Source organism: Pseudomonas sp. HS-18, from assembly GCF_020401845.1.
Classification (GTDB): Bacteria; Pseudomonadota; Gammaproteobacteria; order Pseudomonadales; family Pseudomonadaceae; genus Pseudomonas; species Pseudomonas nitroreducens.
Genome location: NZ_CP084413.1, coordinates 5,100,861 through 5,117,430, shown reverse-complemented (window position 1 = coordinate 5,117,430; position 16,570 = coordinate 5,100,861). Strand labels below are relative to the sequence as shown.

At 66.3% G+C, this 16,570-nt stretch carries 13 protein-coding genes; 3 read left to right on the top strand and 10 right to left on the bottom strand.

The features are described from left to right. Positions 1–24 precede the first annotated feature (24 nt). Complete coding sequence (locus tag LDJ84_RS23915; RefSeq protein ID WP_226045514.1) at positions 25–567, top strand: hydrolase; 543 nt, start codon at positions 25–27, stop codon at positions 565–567. Positions 568–573: 6 nt separating this feature from the next. Here the strand turns inward: LDJ84_RS23915 and LDJ84_RS23910 are convergent, their stop codons facing one another. After that, a complete protein-coding gene (locus tag LDJ84_RS23910; protein ID WP_170859367.1) occupies positions 574–1,464 on the bottom strand; it encodes a LysR family transcriptional regulator in 891 nt (296 codons plus the stop codon). Between the two features lie 158 nt (positions 1,465–1,622). On the opposite strand from LDJ84_RS23910, the gene LDJ84_RS23905 reads away from it, so the two are divergent. Next, positions 1,623–3,146, top strand: coding sequence for an MFS transporter (locus tag LDJ84_RS23905; protein WP_226045513.1), 1,524 nt, complete (start codon positions 1,623–1,625; stop codon positions 3,144–3,146). A 54-nt stretch (positions 3,147–3,200) separates the two neighbouring features. Here the strand turns inward: LDJ84_RS23905 and rlmF are convergent, their stop codons facing one another. The 5 genes from rlmF to LDJ84_RS23880 all read right to left on the bottom strand — a co-directional run bounded on the left by rlmF (position 3,201) and on the right by LDJ84_RS23880 (position 8,778). Beyond that, positions 3,201–4,190, bottom strand: coding sequence for a 23S rRNA (adenine(1618)-N(6))-methyltransferase RlmF (gene rlmF, locus LDJ84_RS23900; RefSeq protein WP_170859365.1), 990 nt, complete (start codon positions 4,188–4,190; stop codon positions 3,201–3,203). 58 nt (positions 4,191–4,248) lie between these two features. After that, positions 4,249–4,827 carry a VTT domain-containing protein gene (locus tag LDJ84_RS23895; RefSeq protein ID WP_024762880.1) on the bottom strand — a complete coding sequence of 193 codons (579 nt, stop codon included), beginning with the start codon at positions 4,825–4,827 and terminating at the stop codon, positions 4,249–4,251. A gap of 9 nt (positions 4,828–4,836) precedes the next feature. After that, positions 4,837–5,133 (bottom strand): winged helix-turn-helix domain-containing protein, encoded by a 297-nt coding sequence (locus tag LDJ84_RS23890; RefSeq protein WP_024762881.1) that lies wholly within the window; start codon positions 5,131–5,133, stop codon positions 4,837–4,839. 45 nt (positions 5,134–5,178) lie between these two features. Further along, on the bottom strand, positions 5,179–7,008 hold the full coding sequence (locus tag LDJ84_RS23885; protein ID WP_226045512.1) for an SLC13 family permease: 1,830 nt from the start codon (positions 7,006–7,008) through the stop codon (positions 5,179–5,181). A gap of 114 nt (positions 7,009–7,122) precedes the next feature. After that, positions 7,123–8,778, bottom strand: a complete 1,656-nt coding sequence (locus LDJ84_RS23880) for a thiamine pyrophosphate-binding protein (RefSeq protein ID WP_226045511.1) — start codon at positions 8,776–8,778, stop codon at positions 7,123–7,125. Positions 8,779–9,002: 224 nt separating this feature from the next. Here LDJ84_RS23880 and LDJ84_RS23875 point away from each other — a divergent pair, with 224 nt between their 5' ends. Further along, positions 9,003–10,907: a M14 family metallopeptidase gene (locus LDJ84_RS23875; RefSeq protein WP_226045510.1), complete on the top strand. Its 1,905-nt coding sequence runs from the start codon at positions 9,003–9,005 to the stop codon at positions 10,905–10,907. A 62-nt stretch (positions 10,908–10,969) separates the two neighbouring features. Here LDJ84_RS23875 and LDJ84_RS23870 read toward each other — a convergent pair whose 3' ends face one another. From LDJ84_RS23870 to LDJ84_RS23855, 4 genes are all read right to left on the bottom strand, one after another. Then, a complete protein-coding gene (locus tag LDJ84_RS23870) occupies positions 10,970–13,819 on the bottom strand; it encodes a valine--tRNA ligase (protein WP_226045509.1) in 2,850 nt (949 codons plus the stop codon). A 219-nt stretch (positions 13,820–14,038) separates the two neighbouring features. Then, entirely contained in the window at positions 14,039–14,410 is a 372-nt protein-coding gene (locus tag LDJ84_RS23865) for a hypothetical protein (RefSeq protein WP_024762885.1), read from the bottom strand. Between the two features lie 19 nt (positions 14,411–14,429). Beyond that, on the bottom strand, positions 14,430–14,858 hold the full coding sequence (locus tag LDJ84_RS23860) for a DNA polymerase III subunit chi (protein ID WP_226045508.1): 429 nt from the start codon (positions 14,856–14,858) through the stop codon (positions 14,430–14,432). Between the two features lie 34 nt (positions 14,859–14,892). Beyond that, positions 14,893–16,383, bottom strand: coding sequence for a leucyl aminopeptidase (locus LDJ84_RS23855; protein WP_226045507.1), 1,491 nt, complete (start codon positions 16,381–16,383; stop codon positions 14,893–14,895). Between the last annotated feature and the right edge of the window lie 187 nt (positions 16,384–16,570).

Genomic DNA, 16,570 nt, shown 5'->3' with positions numbered 1-16,570 from the left:
AAGGGATTTTCGAGAGGATTGCCCATGTTGATTCAGGCGCGTACGTCGACCCTGCTGATCATCGACATCCAGGAACGCCTGTTCCCGGCCATCCACGCCAACGCATCGGTGCTGGAACACAGCGCCTGGTTGCTGGCCATTGCGCGGCGGCTGGGCGTGCCGGTGCTGGCCACCGAGCAGTATCCGAAAGGGCTCGGGCCGACGCTGCCGGCGCTGCGCGACGAGCTGGACGAGGGCGAGCTGCTGGAGAAGGTCGCCTTCTCCGCCGTTAACGATCCCGGCCTGTTGCAGATGCCCGGCGGCGATCGCCGGCAGTTCGTGGTGTGCGGCACCGAGGCGCATGTCTGTGTGCTGCAGACGGTCCTCGGCCTGTTGGCCGCAGATCGCGAAGTGTTCGTGGTGGAGGAGGCGCTCGGTTCGCGTCGTCCGCAGGACAAGGCGCTGGCGCTGGAGCGCATGCGTCAGGCCGGCGCGGTGGTCGTCTCGCGGGAGATGGTCGCCTTCGAGTGGCTGGAGCGTGCTGGGACAGAGGTCTTCCGCGAGATCAGCAGGCAGTTCATCCGCTGACCTGCTTCATCGGCTGACGAACAGGCGGTCGCCAAGGAAGTCGAGGAACACCCGCAGCTTGAGCGGCATGCGCCGGCCTGCCGGCCACAGCGCGTGGAAGCTGCCCTGGTGCGCGGTGTGCTCGGCGAGCACCTGCACCAGCCTGCCGTCGTTCAGCGCACCGCGCACGGCGAAGTCGGGCAGGCAGGCGATGCCCATGCCCTGGCAGGCGACGTTGATCAGCATGTCGGCGGTATTGCAGATCAGGCCGCCCTCCAGGCGCGGCTCCGACTCACCCGGCGCAAGGTTCAGTGGCCAGCGTTGCACCAGCCCGCTGCTGGGGTAGCGGTAGTGCAGGCACAGGTGCTGGTTCAGGTCGGCCGGCCGGCGAGGCGTACCGTATTGGCGCAGATAGGCCGGCGCGGCTACCAGCAGCAGGCTGAAATCGCCCAGCTTGCGCGCCTTGAGCCGTGAGTCGCGCAGTTCGCCGCCGCGTACTACCAGGTCGAAACCTTCCTCGATGACGTCGACCAGGCGGTCGGTGAAGTCGATGTCCAGCTGGATGCGCGGATAGCAGCGCAGGAACTCCGGTAGCACCTGGGGCAGCAGGCCGGCCACCAGCGGCATGCTGATCTTCAGCCGGCCGCGGGCCTGCTGGGTGGACAGCGCCAGTTCCTGCTCTGCCGCCTCCAGCTCGTCGAGGATGCGTCGGCAGCGTTCGAGGAACAGCTGCCCCTCGTTGCTCAGGCTGAGGCTGCGCGTACTGCGATGGAACAGGCGCACGCCCAGGCGATCCTCCAGGCGCGCAATGCTCTTGCCCACTGCCGAGGCGGAGAGGCCGAGCAGTCGCGCGGCCTGGGCGAAGCTCAGGGTGTCGGCGACCTGGAGGAAGACCCGGAGCCCGTTGAGGCTGTCCATGTGAATGTATCCGTGTAGGCGGGCGGCCATTGTGCCGCTTGGCAGGGTATGAATTGCGGACAATGGTGTCCGTTATGTTCGGAATCCTAGCCTGTTTTTCCGCAATGCCGGGTTGATTAGGGTGCAGCGGGTCTTCTTCGGATCATCACGGACCCACCATGAATCCCTCCCACGACACACGACAAGACGGCAATGACGTTTCGCGCTGGTTACTGTTGCTCGCCGCCAGCCTGACGGCGGTGCTGATTCCCCTGTGCTTCACCGGCCCGGCCGTGGTGTTGCCGGCCATTGCCCATGAACTGGGCGGTTCGGCGGTGGCGCTGAACTGGATCGTCAACGGCTACGTGCTCGCCTACGGCGCGGCGATGATGGCGGCGGGCAGCCTGGCCGACGTCTATGGGCGCAAGCGCATCTGGCTGGTCGGCCTGGCGCTGTTCTGCGCGACTACCCTGGCAATTCCCCTGGCACCTTCGGTGGTGGCCATCGATGGGTTGCGCCTGCTGCAGGGCGCCGGTGGTTCGGCAGCTTTTGCCGCCGCCATGGCGGCGCTCGCGCAGGAGTTCGACGGGCCGATCCGCACGCGGGTATTCAGCCTGCTGGGGACGACCTTCGGCGTTGGCCTGGCCTTCGGCCCATTGCTGGCCGGCTGGCTCACCGATGGGCCGGGCTGGCGCTGGGTGTTTCTGGTGCCGGCAGTCTGTGCGCTGGCTTCGGTGCCGGTGGTCGTGTACTTCTGCCGCGAGACCCGCGACCCACAGGCGCGTGGCCTGGACTGGCCCGGTGCGCTGAGCTTCACCGCCGCGCTCAGCCTGTTCACCTACGGTCTGTTGCTGGCACCGGAACAGGGTTGGAGCAGCGTTGCGGTCATCGTCACGCTGGCGGCGAGTGCCGTGCTCCTGGCGGCGTTCATCGCCATCGAGCGTCGTGTCCAGCGGCCGCTGCTGGACCTCTCGCTGTTCAACCACTGGCGTTTCGTCGGCGTGCAACTGTTGGGTGCGTCGCCGGCCTTTGCCTACGTGGTGCTGATCGTGCTGTTGCCGGGACGCTTCATCGGCGTTGAGGGGCAGGGCGCGCTGCAGGCCGGCTGGACCATGCTGGCACTGTCGGCGCCGCTGTTGGTGGTGCCCTTTGTCGCAGCGCTTCTGGCAAAGCACTTCAGCGCTGGCAGCCTGTCGGCAATCGGCCTGCTGATCGTCGCGGGCGGGTTGCTCTGGCTGGCGCGCAACCTGGCGGAAGGCGTCGCGCCGGATGCGCCGCTGCTGATGATCGGCATCGGTATCGGCCTGCCCTGGGGGTTGATGGACGGGTTGGCGGTGAGTGTCGTGGAGCGCGAGCGCGCTGGCATGGCGACCGGCATCTTCAACACGGTGCGGGTGTCCGCCGATGCAGTGGCGATCGCGGTGGTCGGTGCCTTGCTGGCAACCTTGATCGCCGCGCAGTTGGAGCCGCTGGGAATGGCCCCGGCGGAGCGCCTGATGAGCGCCAACCAGTTGGCCATCGGCAACCTGACGGCGGTGGTCGAGCAGCTGCCGCAAGTGCCGGTGGAGCAACTGCGCAGCGATTACACCGCAGTGTTCAGCCGCGTGCTGGAGTTGCTCGCCGGGATCACGTTCATTGTGGCGGGGCTGGTGTTCGTGCTGCTGGGCCGCGAGCGCATACCGGCCATCGCGGCCGAGGCCTGACGGACCATGCCGTGCGCTGGCTGACGGCGGATAACGCGTGCCGCGTTATGCGCCCTACGGCGAAGTTCGACGGTGCTCCGGCTCCAGGAAGGTCCAGGCGACAAAGCGGCTCTGCTTCTGGCCCTGGGCCATGTCCACGGTGCGAATCGTGATGGCCCCGGCCTTCTTCAAGGCGCGGTGGAAGTCGTCGAGGTTGCCGGCCTTGGACACCAGGGAGCTGAACCAACGCACCTGCTGGCCGACTGTCGCGCTTTCCGTCGCCAGCTTGCGCAAAAAGGCGATTTCGCCGCCTTCGCACCACAGCTCGTTGCTCTGCCCGCCGAAGTTCAGCTTGGGCAGTTGGCGCGAGGGGTCGAGCTTGCCGAGGTTCTTCCATTTGCGCCGGCTGCCGCTGCTGGCCTCTTCCGGTGAGGAGTGGAAGGGCGGGTTGCAGAGGGTCGCGGCAAAGCGCTCATCGGCGGCCAGCAGCCCCTGGAAAATGTGCTTCGGATCGTGCTGCTGGCGCAGTTCGATGGCCTCGCCCAGGCCGGGATTGCCATTGACGATGGCGCGGGCCGAGGCCAATGCGGCCGGCTCGATGTCCGAGCCGAGGAAGCTCCAGCCGTAGTCGCGGTGGCCGATCAGCGGGTAGATGCAGTTGGCGCCGACGCCGATATCCAGCATGCGCACGTTCGGCCCGCGCGGCACATTGCCCGCGTTGTCCTCGGCGAGCAGGTCGGCGAGGTAGTGCACATAGTCCGCGCGGCCGGGAATCGGCGGGCAGAGGAAGCCGGCGGGAATATCCCACTGGCCGATGCCGTACTGCGCCTTGAGCAGCGCGCGGTTGAACATGCGCACGGCCTCGGGGTTGGCGAAGTCGATGCTCGGCTTGCCGTAGGGGTTGGTGATGACGAAACGGCCCAGTTCCGGGCAATCCTCGATCAGCGCCGGGAAGTCGTAGTGCCCCTGGTGGCGGTTGCGCGGGTGCAGCAGGTTCGGCCGCTTCGCGGCAGGGTCGCGCAGGGGCTCGGGTTTGGCGGCAGGGCGTTTCGGCGGTTTCGGCATGGCGGGCGTGGGGCTGGAAAGCGGAGGGCGATTTTCCCACAGATGCGCTTGCCGCGCCTCAGCCGATCAGCAGGCTGCCCAGGCGGTCGAACAGCAGGCAGCACAGCAGCAGCGGAATCGGCAGGCCGAGCGCCGTACCGAGCATGTAGGGCCCGAAGCCGATGCCGGAGAGGGCCAGGCTGTAGTTCAGCGTCGGCGAGGTGATGAAGGCGTGGCGCAGGAGAAACACGCTGGTCGCCGGGCGCTGGTCGAGGTGGCTGAAGATGGCGCGGGTCATCTTGTTGTTCAGCAGCCGCAGGCCATTGCCGCCCACGGCGCGCACGATGAGGAAGGTGAATCCGCAGGAAAACAGCGCGGCGGCGTAGGTAGTCAACCCGCCCCAGAGCTTGCCCATGGCCAGCACGGCGGCGGCGAGGAACAGCAGGCCGGGGATGTGCAACAGGTTGCCCAGGGCGAACAGGCCGACGAACAGCAACAGGCCGCGCAGGCGGTTGTCAGCCAGTTCGTCGCGCAGGTAATCGAGGCTGAATTCCTCGTGCAGGCCGCTGGCGCGGTAGAGCAGGACCAGCACCACGGCGAAGGCCAGCAGCAGGATCAGTCGGCGAAAGCGCCAGAGGGCGGGCGGGACGGCAAGCATGATGGCGGCTCAGGGGTACTGCAGGATGTCCTTGATCTTCGGCAGGTGCGCGGCAATCCAGCGCGGATCGATGGCGCCCCAGTCGCGGATGCGGTAGTGGCCGGCATTGTTGCGCTCGCCGTCGTGCTGCTCGAAGGCGCAGTCGATGTCCAGGTCGGCCAGCGCGGCCAGGGTGTCCTGGGCGGTGCGCCGGGGCATGCCGGTGGCTTCCATCAGCGCCGGGACGCTGGTGGCGGTGCCGCTGTCGATCAGCCAGGCGACGTACAGGCGGCGGTAGAAACTGCTCTTGGTCTTGCTCACTTCCATCGTGACGTTTCCTTGGTGATCTTGTGACGATCTTGCAGTGGCCGGCTACAGCGGCAGCAGCCAGGGTACCAGCACAACGCTGACGATCATCACCAGAATCGTGAAGGGTACGCCAACCTTGACGAAATCTCCGAAGCGATAGCGGCCTGGGCCGAGCACCAGCGTATTGACCGGCGAAGAGATCGGCGTCATGAAGGCGGCTGAAGCGGCCAGCGCGACGATCATCGCGAATGACTCGGGCGAGGCGCCCAGCGCCTTGGCCGTGGCGATGGCGACCGGGGCCATGAGCACGGCGGTGGCGGTGTTGGAGATGAACAGGCCGATCATCGCGGTAAGCGCGAACAGGCTGGCGAGGATCGCGTAGGGGCCTGCGCCGCCCAGCGCACCCACCAGCCCATTGACCGCGAGGGTGATGCCGCCGGTCTTCTGCAGCGCCAGGGCGAAGGGCAGCATGCCGACGATCAGCAGCAGGCTCTGCCAGTGAATGGCGCGGTAGGCGCTGTCCATGTCGATGCAGCGGAAGGCGCCCATCAGCAGGCAGGCGATCAGCGCGGCCATGACGTTGGGCACCAGGCCGCTGACCATCAGGATCACCATCACCGCCAGGCTGAACAGCGCGTGGGGCGCCTGGCTGGCGGCGGGGGCCGCCTCGTCGACTTCGGCCGGCAGGCTGAGCACCAGGAAGTCGCGGCTGCGCGCCTGCAGCTGGCGGATTTCCTTCCAGTCGCCGATCACCAGCAGGGTGTCGCCGACCTTCAGCTTGGCCTCCAGCAGTCCCTCCACCAGCGCCTCGCGGTTGCGCCGCAGGCCGACCACGTTGAGGCCGAACTGGCTGCGGAACTCCAGGTCGCGCACGCTCCTGCCCAGCAACCCGGACTCCGGCGGCAGGGTGACTTCGGCCATACCCACCTCGTGGGCACGCTCGGTGAAATAGTCGCCCTGCAGGCTCAGCGGCTCCAGGCCGTATTCGTGGTACATGCCGAGCAGGTCATTGCGTTCGCCGGAGATATCCACCAGCAACACGTCACCGGCGTGCAGCACGATGTTGGCGCTGGGCGTCAGGATCTTCAGGCGGAAGTGCACCATGCGCTCGATGGCTACCACGTTGGTCCCCGCGCGGGCGCGCAGCTCCACGTCGGCCAGGCTCATGCCCACCAGTTGCGAGTCGGCGCGGATGCGCAGGCGGCGTTCGCGGCCGGCCAACTGGTAGTCGCGGATCAGGTCGCTGAGGGTGCGGCGCCTGACGCTCTGCTTGTCGTCGCCGGCGTCATCGCCCAGCCAGCGCCGCGCCACCAGCATGTAGCCGACGCCGAGCACCAGCACGACCAGGCCGAACGGGGTAAAGCTGAAGAAGCTGAAACCTTTCGAGCCTTCACGCACCAGTTCGCTGTGCACCACGACGTTGGGTGCGGTGGCGACCAGCGTGAGCATGCCGCTGATCAGCCCGGCGAAGCTCAACGGCATCATCAGCCGGCGCGGCGACACGTGCAGGCGCGCGGCGATGCTCAGCACCACGGGAATGAAGATGGCGACCACGCCGGTCGAACTCATCACCGAACCGAGGCCGGCAACGGCGAGCATCAGCAGTACCAGCAGGCGCGTCTCGCTGGAGCCGGCGCGGCGGGTCAGCCATTCGCCGATGCGGTAGGCCACGCCGGTGCGCACCAGGCCCTCGCCGATGACGAACAGCGCGGCGATCAGGATGACATTGGGATCGGCGAAGCCGGCCAGCGACTCCTGTACGCTGAGCACACCGGACAACGGCAGGGCGACCATCACCAGCAGGGCGACCACGTCCATCCGCGGGCGGTTGGCGACGAACAGCCCGACCGCGGTGGCGAGGAGGGCGAGGACCCAGATCAGTTGCAGACTCATGCGCTTCCCTAGCTTTATTTCGGCGCGCCATTGTGCCCGTTGTGGCAGGCACGTTGCGTTGATCCGATGCAGCTTAGCGAAGCGTGACGCCCCGCGCGCGGGGCGTTCGCCGGGTCATGGCAGGCGCGAAACCGGGGTGATCTGCTGCGGATCGGTGCGCAACTCGATCAGCGCCGGCTTGCCGCTGGCCTGGGCACGCTCGAAGGCGGCGGCGAAGTCCTCGGTACGTTCGACCAGCTCACCGTGGGCGCCGAAAGCGCGGGCGAGGGCGACGAAGTCCGGGTTGCGCAGCTGCGTGGCACTGATGCGGCCGGGGTATTCGCGTTCCTGGTGCATGCGGATGGTGCCAAGCATGCCGTTGTTGACCACGATGACGGTCAGCGCCGCGCCGTACTGCACGGCGGTGGCCAGCTCCTGCGGGTACATCATGAAACAGCCGTCACCGGCGAAGCACACCACGCTGCGCTGCGGGTCGCGCAGCTTGGCAGCGATGGCGGCGGGGAAGCCGTAGCCCATGGCGCCGTTGGTGGGGGCGAGCTGGCTGCGTGGCGTGCGATAGCGGTAGAAACGATGCACCCAGACGGCGTAATTGCCGGCGCCGTTGCTGATCACCGCATCGTCCGGGAGCGCTTCGTTGAGGTAATTGATGACTTGCGTGAGGTCCACGCCTTGCGGTGGTTCGGCGTGCTTGGGTGGGGTGACGTAGCTGAGATAGTCGGCGCGGGCCGCGGCGGTCCACTCCGCCCAGGATGTTTCGCTCAGGGGAGCGAGCCCGGCCAGGGCAGTGGCGATCTCCGGCATGCCGGCCTCGACCATCTGGTCGACCTGGTAGACGCGGCCCAGCTCGCTGGCATCGGCGTACACGTGGATCATGCTCTGCTGAGGGCGCGGGCTCTGGATCAGGGTGTAGCCGGCGCTGGGCGTTTCGCTCAGGCGCGAGCCGAGCACCAGCAGCAGGTCTGCTTCCTGCACCCGCGCGGTGAGCCTGGGCGAGGCGCCGAAGCCGAGTTGGCCGGCGTACTGCTCGTCGCGGTTGTCGATCAGGTCCTGGCGGCGGAACGAGGCCACCAGCGGCAGGCGGTTGGCGCGGGCGAAGGCGCGTACCTGCTCGCAGGCCTCGGTGGTCCAGCCGGTGCCGCCGACGATCAGCAGCGGGCGCCGGGCCTGGCTCAGCCGTTCATGCAGTTCGGCCAGCGCGCTGGACGTCGGCGCGGCGCGGGTGATGGGCGACGGCGCCACATCGGCGACCTGTGCCGAGCCGAACAGCACCTCCTCCGGCAGCCCGATCACCACCGGACCGGGCCGCCCTGACTGGGCGACGCGGAAGGCGCGGGCGACGATCTCGGGAATGCGGTGGATGTCGTCGACTTCGGTGGCCCATTTGGCCAGGCCGCCGAACATCTGCCGATAGTCCACTTCCTGGAAGGCTTCGCGGCCCTTGAAGGCGCTTTCCACCTGGCCGATGAACAGGATCATCGGCGTCGAGTCCTGCATCGCCGTGTGCACGCCGTTGGCCGCATGGGTCGCGCCCGGCCCGCGGGTGACGAAGCAGATACCGGGGCGGCCGGTGAGCTTGCCGTAGGCATCGGCCATGTTCGAGGCGGCGCCCTCATGGCGGGTGACGATGGTCTGGATGCTGCTGGCATCGTGCAGGGCATCGAGCACCGGCAGGTAGCTTTCGCCGGGGATGCAGTAGACGGTATCCACCGCGTGGCGCAGCAGGGCTTCGACGAGGACCTGGCCGCCGTTGCGGGCCGGAAGATCGGACATGGGCATGGGGTTCCTGGAAGGGGCAGGGTGGGCTGATATTCGGGCAACTGCCTCGGCGATCCAAGCGAGCATTCTTCGCAAGGTCATTCCTCCGAGGAATGCATGGGCCGCCGTAGAGCGGGCGCGACGACGAACCGCGCTGGCATTTCCCCAGGGTTGACTATGGTTGATGCACGGACGCACCTGCGCCCGCAGGACGTTTTGCTGCAGAAGGAGAACCTCCCATGTACCACCTCTCGTCCCGAGCGCTGCTCGCCGGCCTCTTCGCCACCTCCAGCCTGCCCCTCTACGCCGCCCTGCCTTCGGCGCCGGGGTATGTCGATGACAGCGGCTACAGCGCCGCGGCCAAGACCCGCATCCTGCCGGCGATGTTCGAGCAGAAGCTCGCCAGTACGAAGTACATCGCCAAGTCTGACAATCCGCTGGTCACCCTGGCCGAATCCAGCGGCTTCAAGGAAACCTCCGACTATCACCAGACCCGCGCCTGGCTGCAGAAGCTGGCGGATGCTTCCGGCGGTGCCATCACTCTGAGCGATCTGCCGGAGAACAGCGCCACCGGCGAGCCGATGCTGCTGGTCACGGCCAGCCGCGAGGCAGACAAGTCGGCGGAGGGGCTGAACAAGTCCGGCAAACCGACCCTCTTCGTCGAGGCGGAAATCCATCCCGGCGAGGCCAACGGCAAGGACGCGATGTTCATGCTGCTGCGCGACATGACCACCGGCGACAAGCCACTGGCGGGGCTGCTGGACAAGGTCAACATCCTCTTCATCCCCACCGTGAACATCGACGGCGACCTGCGCCGCAGCCCCTACGGGCGGATCAACCAGAACGGCCCGGAAGTCACCGGCTGGCGCGTCAACGGCCTGAACTACAACCTCAACCGCGACTTCACCAAGCTCGACAGCGCGGAAATCCGCAACGTCGCCTCAGTGTTCAACCAGTACGACCTGAGCTTCTTCGTCGATACCCATTCCACCGACGGCGCCATGTACCCCTACGACAGCTCCTATTGCCACAACGGCAACGGCTGGTCGCCGGCCTCCAGCGAGTGGATGGACAAGGTCATGCGGCCGCCGGTCTACAAGGAGCTGGAAGGCGACGGCCATGTGGTCCACGAATGCATCAGCTTCAACGACAACCAGGATCCGACCAAGGGTTACTACCCCTATCGCACCGACCTGGCGCGGTTCTCCAACCAGTACGGCGACATCCGCAACGTGCCGTCGATCCTCATCGAGCAGCACGCACTGCATCCCTACGAAACCCAGGTGCTGGGCAACTACGTGATGCTCAAGGCGATGTTCCAGGTGATCGGCGATAACGCCGATTCGCTCAAGCAGGCCATCACCAAGGACCGCGAGCGCCTGGCCGCGCAGAAGGACGTGATCCTCACCTGGAAGCCCGGAAAAGAGCAGCACACGCCGTTCACCGTCGGCGACTACCGCTACGAGGAATCGCCGATCACCGGCAAGAAGACCATCGTCTGGAGCAACAAGCCCAAGCAACTCGATGTGCCGATCAGCGATAACTCGGTGCCGGACCTGGTGGTGAAACGACCGAAGCAGTTCGTCGTGCCGGTGCAGTGGGGCGAGGTGATTGCGCGCCTGAAGTCCCACGGCATCCAGATGAAGACCCTGGACAAGGCCACGCCCATCGAGGTGACCCTGAACCGCATGGACGACATCAAGCTGGCCGGCGGCTTCGAGCCGGACCGTGCCGCCACCAACGAGATTCCTGGCTACGAGGGACATCTGCTGGTGAGCGGCACCGGCAAACCGTTCCAACGCCTGCAGACCTACCCGGCGGGCTCCGTGGTGATCGACACGGACCAGCCGCTGGGCGTGCTGGCGATCAACCTGCTGACGGCGGAGAGCCCGGATTCGTTCTGGTCCTGGGGCTTCTTCAACTCGACGCTGGTGGTCGCCGAGGAGCCGGAGGAGTACGTGATGGAACCGATGGCGCGCAAGATGCTCGCCCAGGACCCGAAGCTCAAGGCCGAGTTCGAGAAGAAGCTCAAGGACGACAAGGCCTTCGCCAAGGACGCCCAGGCGCGCCTGCAGTGGTTTTACCAGCGCACGCCGTTCTATGACGTGAATGCCTACGTGTATCCGGTGGGGACGGTGTACTGAAGCCAGACCCGCAGAAATGACAACGGCGCCCGAGGGCGCCGTTGTTCTTACCTTTCCAGAACTTACAGGCTGGCGATCTTCTCGCGCTGCTGGATCAGGTTGGTCACCGCCTGTTCCGCTTCAGCCAGTTTGGCGCGTTCTTTCTCGATCACTTCCGGCGGTGCCTTGGCGACGAAGCCTTCGTTGGACAGCTTGCCGCCGACGCGTTTGACTTCGCCTTCCAGGCGCTGGATTTCCTTGTCCAGGCGCGCCATTTCCGCGGCCTTGTCGATCAGCCCGGCCATCGGTACCAGCACCTGCAGGTCGCCGACCAGCGCGGTGGCGGACATCGGCGGTTCTTCGCCTTCGTCCAGCACGCGGATGGTCTCGAGCTTGGCCAGCTTCATCAGCAGCGGCTCGTTGTCGGCCAGGCGGCGGTGGTCTTCGGGCGAGGCGTTGTTCAGCACCAGGTCGATGCGCTTGGCCATGGAGATGTTCATCTCGCCACGGATCTGGCGGATGCCCAGCATCAGCGCCTTGACCCACTCGATGTCGCCTTCGGCGGCGGCGTCGATCTTCGCCTCGTCGGCGACCGGCCAGGGTTGCAGCATCAGCGTTTCACCATCCTTGCCGGCGGACGCCTTGATGCGCTGCCAGATTTCCTCGGTGATGAACGGCATGAACGGGTGCGCCAGGCGCAGTGCGGTTTCCAGCACGCGCGCCAGGGTGCGACGGGTGCCGCGCTGGCGTTCGATCGGCGCGTTCTCGTCCCACAGCACCGGCTTGACCAGTTCCAGGTACCAGGCGCAGTACTCGTCCCAGATGAACTCGTAGAGGGCCTGGGTGGCCAGGTCGAAGCGGAAGGCGTCGAGCTGACGGGCGACTTCGATCTCGGTGCGCTGCAGGGCGGAGATGATCCAGCGGTCCACCGAGGACAGCTCGACCGGCTCGCCATTCACGCCGGTGTCCTTGCCATCGGTGTTCTCGATGACGAAGTTGGCTGCGTTCCACAGCTTGTTGCAGAAGTTGCGGTAGCCCTCGACGCGGCCCATGTCGAACTTGATGTCACGACCGGTGGACGCCAATGAGCAGAAGGTGAAGCGCAGGGCGTCGGTGCCGTAGCTGGCGATGCCTTCGGGGAACTCGGCGCGGGTCTGCTTGGCGATCTTCTCGGCGAGCTTGGGCTGCATCATGCCGCTGGTGCGCTTTTCCAGCAGTTCGTCCAAGGTAATGCCATCGACTATGTCCAGCGGGTCGAGGACGTTGCCCTTGGACTTGGACATCTTCTGGCCCTGGCCATCGCGCACTAGACCGTGGACGTAGACGGTCTTGAACGGGATCTGCGCGCTGCCATCGCCGTTCTTGATCAGGTGCATGGTCAGCATGATCATGCGCGCCACCCAGAAGAAGATGATGTCGAAGCCGGTCACCAGCACGTCGGTGGGGTGGAAGGTCTTCAGGTATTCGGTCTGTTCCGGCCAGCCGAGGGTGGAGAAGGTCCACAGGCCCGAGCTGAACCAGGTGTCCAGTACGTCTTCGTCCTGGCGCAGGTTGGCGTCGCCCAGGTTGTGCTTGGCGCGGACTTCGGCTTCGTTGCGGCCGACGTAGACGTTGCCGGCGTCGTCGTACCAGGCCGGGATGCGGTGGCCCCACCACAGCTGACGGCTGATGCACCAGTCCTGGATGTCGCGCATCCAGCTGAAGTACATGTTCTCGTACTGCTTGGGCACGAACTGGATGCGGCCGTCTTCCACGGCGGCGATGGCGGGTTCGGCCAGCGGCTTGGTGGATACGTACCACTGGTCGGTCAGCCACGGCTCGATAACGGTGCCGGAGCGGTCGCCCTTGGGCACTTTCAGCGCGTGGTCGTCGATCTTCTCGAGCAGGCCGGCGGCTTCGAAATCGGCGACGATCTGCTTGCGGGCGACGAAGCGGTCGAGGCCGGCATAGGCGGCGGGCAGGCCGGCGTCGAACTCGGCGTTGACGCTGCCGTCGAGCTGGAACACCTGGGCGAAGCCGAGCACGGCGGCGTTCTTGTCGAAGATGTTGATCAGCGGCAGGTTGTGGCGCTTGCCGACTTCATAGTCGTTGAAGTCGTGGGCCGGGGTGATCTTCACGCAGCCGGTGCCGAACTCGCGGTCGACGTAGTCGTCGGCGATGATCGGGATGCGCCGGCCCACCAGCGGCAGGTCGATGAAGGTGCCGATCAGGGCGGCGTAACGCTCGTCTTCCGGGTGCACGGCGACCGCGCTGTCACCCAGCATGGTTTCCGGACGGGTGGTGGCGACGATCAGGTGGTCCTTGCCGTCGGCGGTCTTGTTGCCGTCGGCCAGCGGGTAGCGCAGGTGCCAGAGGTGGCCCTTCTCGTCGTGGTTCTCCACTTCCAGGTCGGAAATGGCGGTGTGGAACTTGGTGTCCCAGTTGACCAGGCGCTTGCCGCGGTAGATCAGGCCGTCCTCGTGCAGGCGCACGAAGGCTTCCTTGACTGCTTCGGAGAGGCCGTCGTCCATGGTGAAGCGCTCGCGCGACCAGTCCACGGAGGAGCCCAGGCGACGAATCTGGCGGGTGATGGTGCCGCCGGACTGGTCCTTCCACTCCCAGACCTTCTCGAGGAACTTCTCGCGGCCCAGGTCATGACGGGCGATGCCCTGCGCGGCCAACTGGCGCTCCACCACCATCTGGGTGGCGATGCCGGCGTGGTCGGTACCCGGCTGCCACAGGGTGTTGCGGCCCTGCATGCGGCGGTAGCGGATCAGCGCGTCCATGATGGCGTTGTTGAAGCCGTGACCCATGTGCAGGCTGCCGGTGACGTTCGGCGGCGGGATCATGATGGTGTACGGCTCGCCGGAACCTTGCGGGGCGAAGTAGTTCTCTTTCTCCCACAGGGGATACCAGTGGGATTCGATGGCGTGTGGCTGGTAGGTCTTGTCCATGAGCGCGGCGGGACCCTGATAAGGCTAGACGGAAAACCGCTGAGTATAACGGGAGGCGGGGCGCTCAGGCCACCGGCGCGGATGGCCGTGTGCCCGCAAAAGGGGCATGCAGGAGCAAGCCTGCTCGCCAACGCTCTTCTGCAAGCTCGCAGTGGCGATGGTTCGCGAGCAAGGGCTAGGCACACCCTCGCTCCTCCAAAAGCGGAATGGCGCGGGATGTCAGGGCTTGCGCTGGGCCAGCAGGCGCTGCATCCGCGCTTCCAGGCGGCGCTGCAGTTCGGCTTCGATCTGCGGGGCGAAGTCGTCGATCACATCCTGCAGGATCAGTTGAGCGGCTGCGCGCAGCTCCAGGTCCAGGCGATTCAGCTCGCTAGCCTGGGCAACGGCGTTCGGCTCGACCGGTTGGATGGCAGGCGGCGCCGGGGCCTGGGGCGCGGGCGTGACGACGTCGGAGAGCAACGGGATGTTGTCCGGCTCGAAGGATTCGGTGAGCAGGGGCGGCTCGGCCGCCGATTCGTCCAGCAGATCCTGGATCTTCTTCAGGTCTTCCAGCAGGTGGTCGGGGTCGTGCGGGGGCTTGCGGTTGTCCATGGTCTTGGCGGTGACGCTCTCAAGGGCGCGGCAGGCGATGGTCCTGCAAAGGATAGCCCTGCTCGCGGTAGCGACGGAAATTCTCCCGCGCGGCCTGACGAATCGCCGGTTCCTCGATCACCAGCTCGGCGACTCGGTTGAAGCGGTCGACGAACGCAGGAATGGCCAGGGTCAGGTTGATCAGCAGGTCCCGGTGGCTCTCCGGCGGCTCGCCCAGGGCCAGCACAATGGGCGAGTCGGCGTCTTCTTCCACCGCGTTGTGTGGGATGAAGGTTTCTCCACGGAAGTTCCACAGCCGGGCATCCAGCGCGTCGCGCTGGGCCTCATCGCTGCACAGCACGAAGATGCGCATGCCTTGCCGCCAGGCCTTTTCGGCCAGGCGACAGGCGATGGTCAGGCGTGCGTCGGGATCGGTGCTGGGAATGACGTAGAAATCCACACGCGTCATGCGTTCGATCCCATCGGCAGATTGCACTGTGCCATTACTTGGCGCGGTCCAGCAGGTACTGGGTCAGCAGTGGAACCGGGCGGCCCGTGGCGCCCTTGTCCTTGCCGCCGCTGATCCAGGCGGTGCCGGCGATGTCCAGGTGCGCCCAGTGGAACTTCTTCGCGAAGCGCGACAGGAAGCAGCCGGCGGTGATGGTGCCAGCCTTCGGCCCGCCGATGTTGGCGATGTCGGCGAAGGGACTGTCCAGCTGCTCCTGGTACTCGTCGAACAGCGGCAGTTGCCAGGCGCGGTCGTCGGCGACTTCACCGGCCTTGAGCAGTTGCTTGATCAGCGCGTCGTTGTTGCCCATCAGGCCCGAGGTGTTGGAGCCCAGGGCGACGATGCAGGCGCCGGTCAGGGTGGCGATGTCCACTACGGACTGCGGCTTGAAACGCTCGACGTAGGTCAGCGCGTCGCACAGCACCAGGCGGCCTTCGGCGTCGGTGTTGAGGATCTCGACGGTCTGGCCGCTCATGGTGGTGACGATGTCGCCCGGACGGGTGGCTCCGCCGCTGGGCATGTTCTCGGCGCAGGCCATCACGCCGACCAGGTTGATCGGCAGCTGCAACTCCAGCACGGCGCGGAAGGTGCCGAACACGGAGGCGGCGCCGCACATGTCGAACTTCATCTCGTCCATGCCCAGGCCGGGCTTGAGGCTGATACCGCCGGTGTCGAAGGTGATGCCCTTGCCGACCAGGACGTGCGGGGCTTCGTCCTTCTTCTTCGCGCCGTTGTACTGCAGCACGATCAGGCGCGGCGGCTGGTCGCTGCCCTGGGCGACGGCGAGGAACGAGCCCATGCCCAGCTCGCGGAGTTTCTTCTCGTCGAGGACCTCGACTTTGAGACCTTTGTATTCCTTGCCCAGCGCCTTGGCCTGTTCGCCGAGGAAGGTCGGGTGGCAGAGGTTCGGCGGCAGGTTGCCCAGGTCGCGGGTCAGCGCCATGCCGTTGGCGATGGCCTGGGCTTCCTTGGCGCCCTGTTCGACAGCGGCGGCGTCGGCCTTGTCGGCGAGCAGGGCGATCTTCTTCAGCTTCGGCGCTTCGGCCTTCTGGCTCTTGAAGCGGTCGAAGACGTAGGTGCCGTCGGCCAGGGTTTCCACCTGCAGGCGAGCCTTGCCGTGGGCATTGCGGCCTTTTACGGCTAGGTCGCCCAGGGCCAGCACGGCGTCGGCGCCGCCCAGGTTCTTCAGATTACCGAGGACGGCGGAAACCAGTTTGCGGTAGGCGCGGTCGGAGAGTTCGCGCTCTTTGCCGGCGCCGACCAGCAGCACGCGCTCGGCCTTAAGGTTGGGTAAATCTTGCAACAGTAGAGTCTGGCCCACCTTGCCTGCCAGGTCGCCGCGCTTGAGCAGGTTGGCAATGGCACCGCCGGTGGCTTCGTCGACGGCCTTGGCGCTGGCGCCGAGCTTGCGGCCTTCGCCCACGGCGATGACCAGGGTGGCGGTCTTCAGGGTTTCCGGACGTACGCTTTTTACAAGGAATTCCATGGCTGAGTGTCCCCGGGACAAAGAGCAGAAGGGTCTGCGAATGAAGATGGACTGCGCAGTGACAGGCCTGGCGAATCGCAGGATAATGCCGGCTATTTGCGCTGGGTCGCGTCCGCGCGCACCCGGCAATGCTTCACGGCGGCTAGTTTGAGCGTAGCCGCCCGAGCGTGACAACCCTGGAGTGTCC